At 34.5% G+C, this 15,080-nt stretch carries 14 protein-coding genes; 11 read left to right on the top strand and 3 right to left on the bottom strand.

What is annotated here, in order from left to right:
- Nucleotides 1–81 precede the first annotated feature (81 nt).
- A complete protein-coding gene (locus BN1225_RS01325) occupies nt 82–3,096 on the top strand; it encodes a beta-galactosidase, LacZ type (protein WP_041138023.1) in 3,015 nt (1,004 codons plus the stop codon).
- A 177-nt stretch (nt 3,097–3,273) separates the two neighbouring features.
- Here the strand turns inward: BN1225_RS01325 and BN1225_RS01320 are convergent, their stop codons facing one another.
- The 3 genes from BN1225_RS01320 to tgt are packed head-to-tail and all read right to left on the bottom strand — an operon-like array spanning nt 3,274 to nt 6,075.
- On the bottom strand, nt 3,274–3,912 hold the full coding sequence (locus tag BN1225_RS01320; protein ID WP_041138022.1) for an epoxyqueuosine reductase QueH: 639 nt from the start codon (nt 3,910–3,912) through the stop codon (nt 3,274–3,276).
- Nucleotides 3,912–4,937 carry a tRNA preQ1(34) S-adenosylmethionine ribosyltransferase-isomerase QueA gene (gene queA / locus BN1225_RS01315; protein ID WP_041138118.1) on the bottom strand — a complete coding sequence of 342 codons (1,026 nt, stop codon included), beginning with the start codon at nt 4,935–4,937 and terminating at the stop codon, nt 3,912–3,914. The genes BN1225_RS01320 and queA overlap by 1 nt, the downstream gene beginning before the upstream one ends.
- Before the next feature lies 1 nt (nt 4,938).
- Nucleotides 4,939–6,075 carry a tRNA guanosine(34) transglycosylase Tgt gene (gene tgt / locus BN1225_RS01310; RefSeq protein WP_041138021.1) on the bottom strand — a complete coding sequence of 379 codons (1,137 nt, stop codon included), beginning with the start codon at nt 6,073–6,075 and terminating at the stop codon, nt 4,939–4,941.
- 118 nt (nt 6,076–6,193) lie between these two features.
- Here tgt and mscL point away from each other — a divergent pair, with 118 nt between their 5' ends.
- The 10 genes from mscL to BN1225_RS01260 all read left to right on the top strand — a co-directional run bounded on the left by mscL (nt 6,194) and on the right by BN1225_RS01260 (nt 15,044).
- Nucleotides 6,194–6,589: a large conductance mechanosensitive channel protein MscL gene (gene mscL / locus BN1225_RS01305; protein WP_041138020.1), complete on the top strand. Its 396-nt coding sequence runs from the start codon at nt 6,194–6,196 to the stop codon at nt 6,587–6,589.
- A 98-nt stretch (nt 6,590–6,687) separates the two neighbouring features.
- A complete protein-coding gene (locus BN1225_RS01300) occupies nt 6,688–7,923 on the top strand; it encodes an MFS transporter (protein ID WP_041138019.1) in 1,236 nt (411 codons plus the stop codon).
- 123 nt (nt 7,924–8,046) lie between these two features.
- The gene (locus BN1225_RS01295) at nt 8,047–8,526 is read left to right on the top strand and encodes a Panacea domain-containing protein (RefSeq protein ID WP_041138018.1); all 480 of its coding nucleotides are present in this window, start codon (nt 8,047–8,049) and stop codon (nt 8,524–8,526) included.
- Nucleotides 8,513–8,722, top strand: a complete 210-nt coding sequence (locus BN1225_RS01290; protein WP_041138017.1) for a hypothetical protein — start codon at nt 8,513–8,515, stop codon at nt 8,720–8,722. Before BN1225_RS01295 ends, BN1225_RS01290 begins: the two co-directional genes overlap by 14 nt.
- Before the next feature lie 191 nt (nt 8,723–8,913).
- The gene (locus tag BN1225_RS01285; RefSeq protein WP_041138016.1) at nt 8,914–10,236 is read left to right on the top strand and encodes a carboxylesterase/lipase family protein; all 1,323 of its coding nucleotides are present in this window, start codon (nt 8,914–8,916) and stop codon (nt 10,234–10,236) included.
- A complete protein-coding gene (locus BN1225_RS01280; protein WP_041138015.1) occupies nt 10,205–10,654 on the top strand; it encodes a DUF4352 domain-containing protein in 450 nt (149 codons plus the stop codon). The genes BN1225_RS01285 and BN1225_RS01280 overlap by 32 nt, the downstream gene beginning before the upstream one ends.
- A 156-nt stretch (nt 10,655–10,810) precedes the next feature.
- Entirely contained in the window at nt 10,811–12,238 is a 1,428-nt protein-coding gene (locus BN1225_RS01275; RefSeq protein ID WP_041138014.1) for an FAD-dependent oxidoreductase, read from the top strand.
- 414 nt (nt 12,239–12,652) lie between these two features.
- Entirely contained in the window at nt 12,653–13,156 is a 504-nt protein-coding gene (locus BN1225_RS01270) for a ferritin-like domain-containing protein (protein WP_041138013.1), read from the top strand.
- Nucleotides 13,157–13,209: 53 nt separating this feature from the next.
- Nucleotides 13,210–13,683 (top strand): superoxide dismutase family protein, encoded by a 474-nt coding sequence (locus BN1225_RS01265; protein ID WP_052466185.1) that lies wholly within the window; start codon nt 13,210–13,212, stop codon nt 13,681–13,683.
- Nucleotides 13,684–13,775: 92 nt separating this feature from the next.
- Nucleotides 13,776–15,044 (top strand): hypothetical protein, encoded by a 1,269-nt coding sequence (locus tag BN1225_RS01260; RefSeq protein WP_052466183.1) that lies wholly within the window; start codon nt 13,776–13,778, stop codon nt 15,042–15,044.
- Nucleotides 15,045–15,080 lie beyond the last annotated feature (36 nt).

Here is a 15,080-nt window from a genome sequence, read left to right as displayed (position 1 = left end):
GTTAATTTAACTAGGCAACGGAAGAAATGAAGTTTATAATAGAAGTAGTCATACGATTATAGAGATCGAGGAGGATAGAAAATGAAATTTGATTATCAATGGGTAAAAGACCCAGAATGTTTTGAAATCAATCGTGAAAAAGCGCATTCAGATCATAGCTATTATGCTAGTTCACAAGAGATGCTGATGGATGAAAGTAGCTTTAAGCAAAGTCTAAATGGGGTTTGGAAATTCCATTATGCAAAGAATTATAAAGAAACGATTCGTGATTTTGAACAAAAGGATTATGATTGCAAAGACTGGGATAATATCAAAGTACCGGGACATATCCAAATGCAAGGATATGATAAACCCATGTATGTTAATCAAATGTATCCATGGTCAGGCAGAGAAGGGATTAAACCGGGGGAGATTCCAGAACATTTTAATCCGGTTGGCAGTTATGTAAAATATTTTAGTGTGCCTGAAAAAATGAAAGGACAAAAGCTGTATATTTGTTTTCATGGGGTCGAAACAGCTTTTGCATTATGGCTGAATGGCGAATTTGTAGGGTATAGTGAAGATAGTTTTACACCTTCCACATTCTTTTTAAGTCCTTATTTAGAAGAAGGGGAAAATAAGCTGGCAGTTCAAGTCTTTAAATACAGCAGTGGAAGTTGGCTTGAAGATCAGGATTTCTGGCGCTTCTCCGGCATTTTTAGAGATGTAGAACTCTGCAGCATTCCAACAACACATGTTAAAGATTTGTTTATAAAAACAGTAATGGAAGAGCCTTTTGATAAAGCCAATATCGAAATGGAGTTAAAAATTAAAGGAAAAATCGAACATTGTCTTATTCAAAGTGAGTTATTAGATCCGGATGGAACAGAAGTGTTGAAACTGAATTTCAAAATAACTGAAAAGAATCCGCTATTGAGTATTCCGGTAGAATCGCCATTATTATGGAGTGCAGAGTACCCTCATTTATACACTTTAATTTTAACTGTGCTTTATAAAGATGAAGTAAAAGAAGTTATTTATCAGCGTGTAGGATTTAGAAAGTTTGAAATGAAAGACGGTTTAATGTGCATTAACGGTGAACGCATTGTATTTAACGGGGTAAATCGTCATGAATTCAGTGCTAAATCTGGACGAGCCATTACTAAAGAAGAAATTTTGGAAGATATACTGATTATTAAACAAAATAATATGAATGCTATACGTACTTCTCATTATCCAAATACGTCGTATTTCTATAAGCTTTGTGATGAATATGGTGTGTATGTGATCGATGAGACGAATTTAGAAACACATGGTACTTGGACGGATTTTTATGATAAAGAGATTATTTTGCCAGATGACAAACCGGAATGGGAAGCAAACTTAATTGATCGTGCGAATTCGATGTTTCAACGTGATAAAAACCATCCGAGTATCGTTATCTGGTCATGCGGAAATGAATCCTACGGAGGAAAAGATATCTTCATGATGTCTGAATTCTTTAGAGAGCGTGATGATACAAGACTTGTTCATTATGAAGGGATTACTTGGGATCGCCGTTATCCAAATACCAGTGATATGGAAAGTCAAATGTATACGCCGGCAGATGAAGTGGAAAAATTCATTCAGGAACATCCTGAAAAACCGTTTATCTTATGTGAATATACACATGCCATGGGAAATTCCAATGGTGCAATGCATAAATATACAGATCTAACTAAAAAATATCCACAATATCAAGGCGGGTTTATTTGGGATTTTGCGGATCAAGCAATATACACACTCGATCGCTATAACAATGAGTTTTATGCTTATGGTGGGGATTTTGGTGAAAGACCAAGTGATTATGACTTTTGTGGAAATGGGATTGTTTTTGCAGATCGTCAGCTGACCCCTAAAATGCAAGAGGTAAAATATAATTACCAAAGCATTGATACCATTATTACAGATGAAAATATTACGATTACCAATCATTACTTATTTACTAATCTTGATGAATTTGTTACTACGATTATGATTTTGCGCAATGGTGTGGAGATTGAATCAGAAGAAATGATCTTAAATGTTTTACCACATGATTCCATTACAATTAAAAATCCATTTACACCGTTAGATGAACACAATGAATATTGTGTACAAGTCGTATATACTACAATGGAGGATACTCTTTATAGTGAAAGTGGGCATATTGTAGCACAGGAAGAATATATTTATCCTTATCAGCCTGTACAGACTGTGTCAAATAAACCAATTCATATTGCTGATGATTTTGCTAATGTGGGAGTTATTGGTGAAGACTTCCGTATTATATTTTCAAAGATTCATGGAGGAATTGTGGAATATAATTATCTTGGCAAATCATTGATCAAAGAAGTGCCTAAGCCAAACTTCTATCGTGCGGCTACTCAAAATGACACAGGAAATAAATATGGATTCCGCTATGGGCAATGGTTTAGTGCCAGCTTGTATCAAAAATCAATGTTTCAAAAAGCAACGCTAAATAAAGAGGGAACAAGTGTTGAAATTGTTTATCAGCATATTTTACCGGGAATTGTGGAAACACAGATGGAAGTTACTTATTTAGTGGATGGAAATGGTAAGGTCGATGTCACTTTAGATTATCAGCCCTCAGCTGAACAAATTGAAATGCCGGAATTTGGAATGATGTTTAAATTGCCATTGGATTTTGAAAATGTTGAATTTTATGGAGAAGGTCCTATGGAAAATCATATTGACCGTCAACAGGGAACCATGTTGGGCATGTATCAATATACAATTTATGAAAACTTAACACCATACTTAATGCCACAGGAATGCGGAAACAGAACAGGTGTTCGATATGCAGATATTTACAATAAAGATGAGATTGGATTACACTTCAGCTTTATTGATGATGCTTTTGAATTCTCTGCAATTCCTTATACACCGATTGAGATGGAGAGTGCCCGTCATCCTTTTGAGCTGCCTTTGCCATATCAAAGCGTTGTTCGTATCAATCAAGTACAGATGGGAATTGCCGGAGATAATACATGGGGAGCTAAAACTCATGATGAATATCTATTATCTAATCAAGAGCATTATACCTTTAGATTTAGTTTTAAAGGTCATATTCGTTAAATAATAAAATAAAAAACTTCCTTTTGGGACTCCTTGTGATAAGGAGAAAATCTTAAAGGAAGTTTTTATTATGGAGTAGTTTATCTATCCTTATTTTCTGTTCTCTTATTATTTTATATAGAAAAAGGCATCCTGTAATTTGAAAAAACAAATTAGAAGATGCATTTTAGTTTGTGATTATTCCTTTTCTTTAGCAGTTCTTTCCAACATATCCGTATAAGAGAATAAACATCCGCAGTAATTTTGACGATATAAACCATATTGACTTGCCATATCTACTGATTTTTTATAACCGTTGTTCTTTTTAAAGTCGGCATATAAGAAACAAGTTTTATCTTGCGGTTTAGATTCTCCGATTTGATTGATCCATTGACTGTTTTTATGGGGAGATACACTCAAGACCGTTGTCCAGTAATCAAAATGATGTATAGAAGCATAGCGATAGGCAGATTCCATTCTCAAACTATAGCATAAATAACAACGTTTTCCGCCTTCTTTTTCTTCTTTTAAAGGGCTTAAATGATTTAGAAATTCAAGAGGCCGATAGGGTTCTTCTATTACTTGGATACTTTGTGAGTAATCTTGATTAAACTGCTGAATGAAATCCATTAATTCCAAAAAACGTCGCTGATATTCTTTTTCAGGATAGATATTCGAGTTGGCATACAGGATTGTGATTTCAAATTGTTCGCATAATTCTTTGAGAACATTACTGCTGCAAGGACCACAACATACATGCAGTAATAATGTTGGCCGAGTACCTTTTATTCTTTCTAATTCCTTTTTAAAGAGTAAATCAAAATTTCGTTTTTCCATTATAGGATAAACATACTGTCACCAAATGAGAAGAAACGATATTCTCTTTCAATGGCTTCCTGATAAGCTTTCATAATTAAATCTTTGCTCGCCAATGCACTTATTAACATGAGCAATGTCGATTTTGGCAGATGGAAATTAGTAATCAAGGCATCGATCGCTTTAAACTCATAGCCAGGATAAATAAAAATATCGGTACTTTCATTTGTTTCTTTAAAGGTATGGTATTTTGTATAGTTAGATTCTAAAACTCTTGTTGAAGTGGTTCCAACACTGATGATGCGCTGACCGTTTGCTTTTGCTTTGTTTAGAATATCTGCACTTTCTTTAGAAATCATATAAAATTCACTATGCATATGATGTTCTAGTACATTATCTACTTTGACAGGACGGAATGTTCCCAACCCCACATGAAGCGTAACGTCTACAATCTGAACCCCTTTTTCCAGCAGCTTTTTATTGATCTCATCTGTAAAGTGAAGACCTGCTGTTGGTGCAGCCGCACTGCCTTCAACTAACGCATAGACAGTGTTATAACGATCGGGATTTTCTAATCGTTCTTTGATATAAGGGGGTAAAGGCATTGTTCCTAAACGATCCAATATTTCATAAAAGATGCCTTCGTAGATCATTTTAAAAATACGGATTCCTTCTTCCCTTACTTCCATGCATTCTGCCTTTAATGATCCGTCACCAAAAGTAATGATCGTTCCTACTTTTACAATACGAGCATTTCCAACTAGACATTCCCAAGTATTTTCGTGAAGTTCTTTTAACAGCAGCACTTCAACATGACCATTGGTTTCTTCCTTAGTTCCAAATAAGCGTGCAGGAATAACTTTGGTGTTATTACGTACTAAAATATCGCCTTCATTCAAATAATCAATAATGTCATAAAAATGCTTATGTTCAATTTTTCCGGTTTTACGATCTAAAATTAATAATTTGGAAGTATCTCTTTTTTCTAATGGAGTTTGGGCAATTAAATGCTCAGGTAAATCAAAATCAAAATCACTTAATTTCATATTAAAACGCCCTTTCATAAACATCTCGTCCATATTTACTCAAAAATTCTTCTTTGAAATCTGCTAGTCGATCTTCACGTATGGCTTGACGTATATTCTCACTTAATTTTAGAAGAAAACGCACATTATGAATCGATAATAAATTCTTACCAAACAGCTCCTCTGATTTATGAAGATGACGTAAATAAGCTTTCGTATATTTTTTGCATGTATAACAGTCACATTCCGGATCAAGAGGAGTAAAGTCATATTTATATTTCTCATTATTAATATTGACACGACCGTAACTTGTCATTAATGCACCATGACGTGCAACTCTGGTAGGTAATACACAATCAAACATATCAATCCCACGCATAGCCCCTTCAATTAGATCAATTGGGTTTCCCACCCCCATAAGGTATCGAGGTTTATTGTCCGGAAGCCACTTAACGGCGTCATCAATCATTTTATACATAATATCTTTAGGTTCACCGACACTTGTACCACCGATGGAATAACCCGGGAAATCCATTTCTACTAAAGCTTTGGCACACATTTCTCTAAGGTCCGCAAATTCACCGCCCTGAACGATTCCAAAAAGCGCTTGCTGATCACTTTTTTGATGTGCATTCTGTCCGCGCTTTGCCCATCTTAAGGTTCTTTCAACACTATGTTTCATATAATCATGAGTACAAGGATAAGGGGCACATTCATCAAATGACATTATGATATCTGCTCCTAATTTATTTTGTATCTCAATAGCTTTTTCAGGTGAAAGAAATAATTTGCTTCCATCAATGATACTTTTAAATGTTACGCCTTCTTCTTCAATTTTTCTTGTTTTTCCTAATGAGAATACTTGAAAACCACCGCTGTCTGTTAGGATCGGGCGGTCATAGTTCATAAATTTATGCAGCCCCCCGGCTTGCTCAACTACATCTTCACCGGGTCTTAGCCAAAGATGATACGTATTTGAAAGAATAATCCCACTGTTCATTTCTTTTAACTGCTCAGGAGAAATTCCTTTAACTGTTGCTAAAGTGCCTACCGGCATAAAAATAGGTGTTTCTACATCACCATGAGGTGTGTGCAGGATGCCATAACGAGCTCCTGTTTGTTTGCACACATGTTTAAGTTCATACCAAAAATTGTCCATTATATCACTCCAATTCCGTTTAACAGTGTAACATAAATTAATGTGAAATGGTACTAAAATGTATGATGTTGCATTTTGTCAATAAGTCCGTATAATGAAATGAAAGGAGGAATTGTCAATGAAAAAATTTTTTACAGAGTTTAAAAATTTTGCTATGAGGGGCAATGTATTAGATATGGCAATCGGGGTTGTAATGGGGAGTGCCTTCACAGCTATTGTTAACTCATTAGTTAAAGATATTTTTACCCCTCTCATTTCAGCCATTACAGGGGTAGCTAATTTTGAAAATTTAAGTTTTAAATTTGGTGAGGCACTGATAAATTATGGAAATTTCCTGAATGCTATTATCAGTTTTATTATTGTCGCGTTTAGTATTTTTTGTATGATGAAAGTGATTGGAAAATTGATGAAAGAAAAACAAAAACAAGAAGAGACACCCAAGGTGCCTGAAGCAACAAAAGAAGAATTACTTCTTACGGAGATTAGAGATCTATTAAAAGAAACAAAAAACTAGACCTTATTTCCTATTTATGAAAACACTTTCATGCTTTGAAAAAAAGATTATTTCCTCTTATAAACGCGCTATTATCGCTTTAATAGGGGGAAAATCATATGAAGAAGAAAAAGAAGCGAGAGCCTTTATCCAGAGATGCGAAAATCTTATTAATAGTAGGCATTTTATTCCTATCAGGGATGACGATTGCCGCAACGTTTGTTAATGTATATCTTATTCGTTTAACGGATAATATGGGATTGATGATTTTGCAAAATGTTTCCAATTATATTGCGTTATTAGGTTCGTTTTTGTTTGGAACATATTATGTTAAGAAAGGATCTATCCTTACTTTATTAAAAGTAGGGATTATATCATCGGTTATTTATTACAGCCTTATTTTGCTGCTGCAGGCGGAGGCAAGTAAATATTTAATTTATTTAGGAATTTTCAATGGGATTGGAATGGGAATGTATTATTTTGCGTTCAATATTCTGGTAGGAAAATTTACCGGTGAAAAACATCGTGCAACCTTCTTTAGCTATCAAACCTCATTTAGCTATATTTTTGGAGTTGTAGCACCTATGATTTCCGGGGCAATTATAGTACGCTATAGTGAATTAACCGGATACTATATCTTATTTGCCTTTAGTGTTATTGTTTATATTCTAGCTATTGTTATTTCTTGTTTGCTTAAAAACGTCAAGTTTGATGAGGAATACCATGTTTTACCAATTTTAAAATTAAAGCATAATAAGTATTGGGATGCGAATCGTTATTATAATTTTAGTTTTGGATTAAGAGAAGCGATTTACGGACAGATATTCATGGTATTTGCTTATATTATATTAAATAATGAGCAGATCATCGGAAATTTGAACTCAGCGATGTCATTGATTGGAGTGTTAAGTTCAATTTTTATTGCGAGTAAATTTACTCTGGAAAATCAAAAGAAATATCATTTATGGGCTTCAATTATTTACTTGATTTCTATTGGAACTTTGGCTATTGTAGCTAAACCATGGAGCTTGGTCATGTGCTTTATTTTAAATGGGGTAATCCTATGTTGGAATTCTGTTATCTTTCAAACTATGAAGTATCAGCTTTCTTCTAGGGCGAAAGATGGATTTAATGATGGTGACTACATTATTGCCTGTGAATTTCCTACAGCAGCAGGAAGAATTTTGGGACTTCTTATTTTTTACGGACTGAATTATTTCTGTGGAGGCTTTAATTTGTATCGTGGCTTATTGCTTGCTGTATCATTGGGTTTGCTGATTGACCATTTCGTTATTGATCGCAAGCTTCATTGGATGGAAGATGAAATTATCAGGGAAACCCCACAAAAATCATAATAGTATTCTTTATTTAATTCCGACGGGTTAAACTGCTTAACCAGTGGGATTTTTGTTGTGAAGTTGAAATGAAGATGGGACGAATGGTTAGCTGAGACCTGTTATAATATAGATGGTGATATTATGGATCAGGTAGAACATATAGCGGCATATCTTTATAATCGTTATTGTATACTTTACGGACAGAAGCTTGATGAGATGAAACTTCATAAATTATTATATTTATTACAGCGCGAAGCTTTGGCTTTTTATAATCGACCATTATTTAACGAGTCATTGCTTGGCTGGGTGCATGGACCGGTATCTTTGGAAGTGAGAAGCGTATTTTATCGTATTGAAAATTTTTCGGTTCCTATATCGCTTCAAGCAAGAATATTAATTGACAGTGTGCTAAAGCAGTATGGGAATCGTCAGTCTTTAGATTTGTGTCATCTAACACATATGGAAACTTCTTGGAAAAATTCGAGAAAATCGATGCAAAAGAATGAAATTGGAACAGCGCCATTAAAAATAAGTGATATAGCAAAAGATGCTAAAAAGATACAACCATTTGATACAGATTGGGGTTGCTTCTTTGAAGAACATGCAGATGTGGACAGGTAAAATTGTGATTACTTTGTTTCCTTATTATAACGTACAAAATCATCATTATGCTTACAAGGCCAGACCCGCTTTAATCATGGCAAGTTATCCTTTATCGGATGAGGAATTTCTGGTATTGCCTATTGCGACATTGAAACGCAGAGAATTTTATTCTCCCCAATTTGATTATTGTTTATCATGGAATCTGTGCCATTAATTAGGACTTCATGAGCAATGTTTTATTCGATGCCATAAACAAACAACAATTAACAAAGCGATGATAGGGCGGATTTTAGGAGACTTAAAACAAGTAGATGCACAAGTGTATAAAGAAGTTGTACAATTAATGAGGGAGTACGATATAATTAAATTAAAGTTGTAGTATAATGAGGACAAGGAGGTTTGTTTATGGCATTATTAGAAGCAAAAACAAAATTGGGAACTTATGTGGGGGTTCAAGATGACCATCCACAGTATACAGTATTTAAAGGAATTGCCTATGCAAAGGCACCACTTGGAAATTTGCGCTGGAAAAAGCCACAGCCGCTTGAAGCGTTTCATGGTGTTTATACTGCGGATACATTTAGTCCAATCAGTGTTCAACCTAGACATGAATTGGGTTCATTTTACCAAAAAGAATTTTTTGAGCATCAAGAAGCGATGTCAGAAGATAGTTTGTATTTGAATATTTGGACACCAGCAATGTCAAGGGAAGAAAAATTACCTGTTTTGCTATGGATTCATGGGGGAGCGTATACTGGTGGATATGGACATGAAATAGAATTTGATGGAGCAAAGTTTTGTTCAAGAAAGGTCATTCTGGTAACCGTTAATTATCGTTTAGGTGTAATGGGGTTTTTGTCTCATCCATGGCTCCAAGAAGAAAATGAAAGAGGGAATTTTGGAATTTATGATCAAATAGCGGCTATTCAATTTATTCATGAGCATATTGAAGCGTTTGGCGGGGATGCTGATAATATTACAATTATGGGACAATCTGCAGGAAGCCGAAGTGTTCAAATTATTTGTTCAACAGATAAGACAAAAGGACTTTTTTCTAAAGCCATTATGCAAAGTGCAGCCGGAACAAACAGCATCTGTCAGGAAATTACTCAAGAAAAGCAGGCAAGTATAATGAAAGAAGTGATTGCTGGATTGGGCTATAAAGATTTAGCACAGTTAAGAGCGACACCGTATAAAGTACTTATTCATGATATTCATCAGTATATGAGTGAACATCAAATGAACCCACTGGAATTACTGGGTCCGAATATCGATGGAGAATTACTGGCAGAAGAATGTGACAAAATCTTGTCAAAAGCGGCTTTCCATGATATTCCTTATATGATTGGGTGTACGAAAGATGAATTGTTTTCTAAAGAAACTGCTCACGCTATTCTTGAATCTACAAAAGGGTTTGCTAAACTGCAAAGCCAACTGCACGCTTCTCCAATCTATGTCTATTCCTTTGAAAGAGAATTACCCGGTGATCAGGCGGGAGCATTCCACTCGGGGGAATTATGGTATGAATTTGGTACTTTAAAAAGATGTTGGAGACCATTTACACCCGGAGATTATGAATTGTCAGATAAAATGAATTATTATTTCAGTGAATTTGTTAAGAAAGGGGACCCAAATCATTTTGATTTGCCCATTTGGCATAAGTGGACAAGTGTTGAACAGTGGATCCAATGTTTAGATGAAATTATTAAATCTAAGAAAATCCAATAACAAAATAATTATTATTTGTTTTTTCTTACTGTTAATGGGATGTACGAAACCAAAAGTTTATAAGTTGAGTGACACCATTGAATATAAAAATGTATTGATCAGTGTTGCAGATACCGAACTAACTGAAATTATTGTTGCAGATATATCAACGCTATATATCGATATAAAGGTAGATAATCAATCAAAAGAAACTCTTTCTTTTGACAGCTCTTTATGGCAGTTAGAAATAGATGGAAAAAGATATGAAAACACTATTTTATTTGAGAAGACTTTTCAAGTGACAGTCGGAGAAAGTAAAATTGTGACTTTGTCCTATAAAATACCTGATACGAAAAAAGCTAAATATCTTCTCTTTTCTTTTGGAGAAGATAAAAAATTTATAATGCAAGTGGCAGATGACGAGAAATTTAAAAAATAATATTCATAGTTAAAATCCGGAATGTATATTTCGGATTTTGCTGTTTGCCTATTTATAAACGGGAAGAAGCATGGTGTAAGGACGAATATTTATCAACATTTGTATTAGAAATAGATATTTCTTTTATTTTCTGGTCATACTTATTAGGGTGATAAAATGAAAGAATCTTATTGGCAACAAAAAACTAAAATTAAACAATTCCCAACATTAGACCATGATGTTGAAACAGATGTTCTAATTATTGGAGGCGGACTAACTGGTCTTATGTGTGCATATTTTTTAAAAGACAGTCCTTATCATATTACACTTGTAGAAGCAGATGAAATTGGCTCTCATTCTTCTTCTCATATGACAGGAAAAATTTCGTATTTTCAACCAAGTGTCTTAAAAAACATTAAACAGGGTTTTAATGAACTGACAGCGTTGCGTTATTTTAAATCAAATTTGGAAGCATATATTTCTTTGGTTGAAATCATAGAGAAAAACAATATTCAATGTGATTTTAGTGTGAATCCACATTACTTCTATTCAATTGATAAACCACAGGATTTGAAAACAGTTTATGATATGTTGGAAGGAAGTATTTCCACCATGGAATTTACAACCAATCAAATTAAGATGTTTCCCTTGGGAACCTTTGATCCCGTTAAGTATATGAAGGGCATTGTAGATACATTGGATAATGTTAATATTTATGAACACACAAAAGTTCTTAATCATACTAAGATTCAGCACAAACATATTTTAAAAACTGAACATCATCGTATTACGGCTAAATATGTAGTAGTGGCTACACGTTATCCTATCTTCAATTTTCCTAGCATGTATTTTTTAAAAATGCATCAAGTTCGTTCGGCACTGTTTTTAACGCCACAGAGGGATCGTCGTATTGTTTTATGTGAAGATGATGATATTTATAGTCGCCGCAATATCGATCATTATAATTTGCATGTCACAAATGAACGGCTTGTAGGAGATAAAGAAAAGCCGCTGCGAGTCTATGATAAAATTCAAACTTGGCATAATCAAGACTGCATCAGTCATGACGGTTTGCCGATGGTTGGATATTATGATAAAGGGGATCATACAATGTTCGTTGCAACTGGTTATAATAAATGGGGCATTACAATGAGTCATGTTGCCGGAAAATTAATCAGTGAATTAATTTTGAATAAAGCAAGCGAGTATCAGGATTTGTATGAGCCACATCGTTTTAAACCTATAACCAGTGCTTCTGCTTTTTCAAGATTAGTATTAAGAACGATGAAAGCAGAAATTGTAGATCGTATTGTATTAAAAAAGGTGGATATTGAGAATATGGATAACCACAGTGGAACCGTTACAGACTTAAATGATACAATGGTTGCCGTTTATAAAGAAAACGGTCATTATTATGGATTTGTTCCTGTATGCAGTCACTTGGGATGCATATTAAAATATAATTCAGCGGAACATACTTTTGAATGTCCATGTCATGGTTCACGTTTCGACTATACAGGTAAAGTTCTGGATGGTCCGGCCATTGAATCAATTGAATCAACCCTTGTTGTGAGTGAAGATGAAAATAATGAAAAAGAGCTATGACTTTTGTCATAACTCTTTTTGAACATTGCATCTAATAGTTGATCATCAGTTAGTTAACTATGAGTTAGAATTTTCTTGAAAGCTCTATTGTACGATCCATATCAGATGACCTGTTCCACTGTTCAATCTTAACTTTGTGGACGTTGTGTTTGGGGTAAATAGGTTAAGATTAACAATGCTCAAAGGACTTGTTCTTCTTTTTATTATTACATCATTGAAGAACTTCTTCCTCTTTCTACTTATATAATAATCATACATAATTTGAAATACAATCATTTTTCTATGTTTAAAAAAGCCTATTCCTTTAATAGGTTTATATGTTATAATAAGATATATAAGTGGTGAAAACCACTTTTTTTGTTTTCTTTACATAAATGTATAAAGACACCGTATATTTATAATGGAGGTGCTGATATGAGCCATTATAAAGTTGATTTACCCTACCCGCCAATTCAAATCAGTGGCGTTTATCCTGAATATGGGTATATGCTTTTATCTAACATTGGAAGCAGTAATTCTGAAGTCAATGCAGTGAGTTTATACACTTATAATAAAATTATTACTCATCCCGGATTTAAAGAAATATCAGATACATTTCACGGAATCAGTATTGTCGAAATGCATCATTTAGATATTTTTAGTCAATTTTGCTTGTTGGAAGGGGTTGATCCTCGATGGTGGTCGTGCGATCAAGGAAGTTTTGAATACTGGTCACCGCAATTTCATGCTTATCCAAAAGAATTAAGCTGTTTATTAAAGTATGCCATTCAAGGCGAACAAGAAGCAATCAAAAAATATCAGCAGCAAGCAGCTATCATCACGGATGAAAATATAGTAAATATGCTAGAAAGAATTATTTTGGATGAGAAACATCATGTTGAACTATTAAACAACTTATTATGTAAATATTGTGGATAATAAATGGCACAAATTCAAAGCGATAAACATATAGTATGCTAGGGGGAATTGCTTTGAACTCGTTTGATATCTTGAAAGTTTTATATTATGATACACCACAGGTTTATGCTTCAATTTCAGGAAAAGAGATTACCGGTATGATGACAGCGTATAAATATCTTGATGGTTCTTTAGTCATGGTTGAGGTCTCTGGACTTCCACAAACAAACTGTAATCAGGGAATCCATGCCTTACACATTCACGCTGGAGATAGCTGTATGGGAGATAAAGAAGATCCTTATAAAAATGCAGGCAGTCATTTTTCTATGAACGATTGTCCGCACCCTTACCATACTGGAGATTTACCGCCTTTATTCTCCAATCAAGGATATGCTTGGATGTGTGTCTATACGGATAAATTTTCACCTGATCAAATTGTGAATCGGACAATTATTATTCATGAAAAGGTAGATGATTTTACTAGTCAGCCGGCAGGAAATGCAGGTAAAAAAATTGCTTGTGGTGTCATAAAGGTGTTAGCTAGTTAAGAATGAGAAAACTCATTCTTTTCTTTTTTAAAGAAAGTGTTTGGTTTTTGTGTAGGGGAGTTGATATAATGAGAGTGTTAGGTGGGATAAAAATGAAAAAGATGTGTAAATTTTTGGTCGCTATGGGATTGATTATCACAATAGTAGGATGCAGTCAGAAAAAAGAGTTGAAATTAAAGCAAGATGTATTTAAAACAGAATTGGGAACGACATTAAATACAGAAATAAAAGATTATTTGGATACAGAGAATATAACTCAAGAGGAATTAGAAAAAATGGAATTCGTTATCAATATACCCGATGAGGCTAAAATAACGAAAAATGAACTTTCTTTTATAAAAACCGGGGAATATTCAGCTATCATTACTTATAAAAAAGAAGAACTTCAATTTAAGATTGTGATTGAAGATACTGTTAAGCCGGAATTAGTCGGACCTGATCAAATAGAATTGACTCAGGGAGAAGAATTATCAACAGAGAACTTATTCACAGCAAAAGACTTAAATGAGTTAGAAGAAATAAAATATGATACCTCTCTTATCAATAAGGATGAACCCGGGGAATATTCGATGAGTGTTTCAGTAAAAGATGCAGCCGGAAATGAAACACAAAAAACAGTAACTGTCACGGTCATCGAAAAGGCCGCAGATAAAGAAGAAGCAACGGGAACAACAGATGCTTCGCAGTCAGGAAACTATAATACAGCAAGTAATGCTAATGGGGCATCGACACCAAATACAGGAAATCAATCTTCGAATGCATCCACTGTTCAGCAATCTTTAGCGGCGAGCCTTAGTGCTTCGAGTAACACGACACAATTGCTTACAGTAGTGGGAACAGGCGGATCGAATGCGGACTTTGCCTTACATGAAAAACGCAATGGTGTTTGGGTTGAAGTGCTTCAATGCAGTGCACGTGTCGGGGTTAATGGTATCGGACCGACCACAGAATGGTCAAGAACAACGCCAAATGGAGTTTTTAGTTTAGGAAAAAATTTTGGCTTGAATGGTGATCCCGGTGCCACTTACGGTTATACTCAAGCCAACAGCAATCATTATTGGGTGGATGATGTGAATTCAAAATACTATAATCAATTTGTGGATATCTCACAGACAACACCGGATTGGGATAGTGCAGAGCATATTGTAGAATTTCCGGGGTACTATAATTATTGCGTCAATATTAATTATAATCCAAACTGTACACCTGGAGTAGGATCTGCTATCTTTATTCACTGTGATATCGGATCTTATACATACGGATGTGTAGCAATACCGGAAAATGTTCTTGCCAGCGTGATGCAGCGATTGCAGTCAGATGCATTGATCGCTATTTATCCCTCATATAATGCTTTGTATTAAACATGCTTAGGCATGTTTTTTTGTCAAAAATGTACT

The sequence above is a fragment of the Beduini massiliensis genome (assembly GCF_000829905.1).
Classification (GTDB): Bacteria; Bacillota_I; Bacilli_A; order Erysipelotrichales; family Coprobacillaceae; genus Beduini; species Beduini massiliensis.
The sequence above is the reverse complement of the archived record's forward strand: the minus strand, read 5'-3'. Positions and strand labels throughout refer to the sequence as shown.

Excerpts from the sequence above, each read along its gene's own strand:
- BN1225_RS01325 (WP_041138023.1), top strand. The coding sequence starts at position 82 with ATGAAATTTGATTATCAATGGGTAAAAGACCCAGAATGTTTTGAAATC.
- BN1225_RS01320 (WP_041138022.1), bottom strand. The coding sequence starts at position 3,912 with ATGGAAAAACGAAATTTTGATTTACTCTTTAAAAAGGAATTAGAAAGA.
- queA (WP_041138118.1), bottom strand. The coding sequence starts at position 4,937 with ATGAAATTAAGTGATTTTGATTTTGATTTACCTGAGCATTTAATTGCC.
- tgt (WP_041138021.1), bottom strand. The coding sequence starts at position 6,075 with ATGGACAATTTTTGGTATGAACTTAAACATGTGTGCAAACAAACAGGA.
- mscL (WP_041138020.1), top strand. The coding sequence starts at position 6,194 with ATGAAAAAATTTTTTACAGAGTTTAAAAATTTTGCTATGAGGGGCAAT.
- BN1225_RS01300 (WP_041138019.1), top strand. The coding sequence starts at position 6,688 with ATGAAGAAGAAAAAGAAGCGAGAGCCTTTATCCAGAGATGCGAAAATC.
- BN1225_RS01295 (WP_041138018.1), top strand. The coding sequence starts at position 8,047 with ATGGATCAGGTAGAACATATAGCGGCATATCTTTATAATCGTTATTGT.
- BN1225_RS01290 (WP_041138017.1), top strand. The coding sequence starts at position 8,513 with ATGTGGACAGGTAAAATTGTGATTACTTTGTTTCCTTATTATAACGTA.
- BN1225_RS01285 (WP_041138016.1), top strand. The coding sequence starts at position 8,914 with ATGGCATTATTAGAAGCAAAAACAAAATTGGGAACTTATGTGGGGGTT.
- BN1225_RS01280 (WP_041138015.1), top strand. The coding sequence starts at position 10,205 with ATGAAATTATTAAATCTAAGAAAATCCAATAACAAAATAATTATTATT.
- BN1225_RS01275 (WP_041138014.1), top strand. The coding sequence starts at position 10,811 with ATGAAAGAATCTTATTGGCAACAAAAAACTAAAATTAAACAATTCCCA.
- BN1225_RS01270 (WP_041138013.1), top strand. The coding sequence starts at position 12,653 with ATGAGCCATTATAAAGTTGATTTACCCTACCCGCCAATTCAAATCAGT.
- BN1225_RS01260 (WP_052466183.1), top strand. The coding sequence starts at position 13,776 with ATGAAAAAGATGTGTAAATTTTTGGTCGCTATGGGATTGATTATCACA.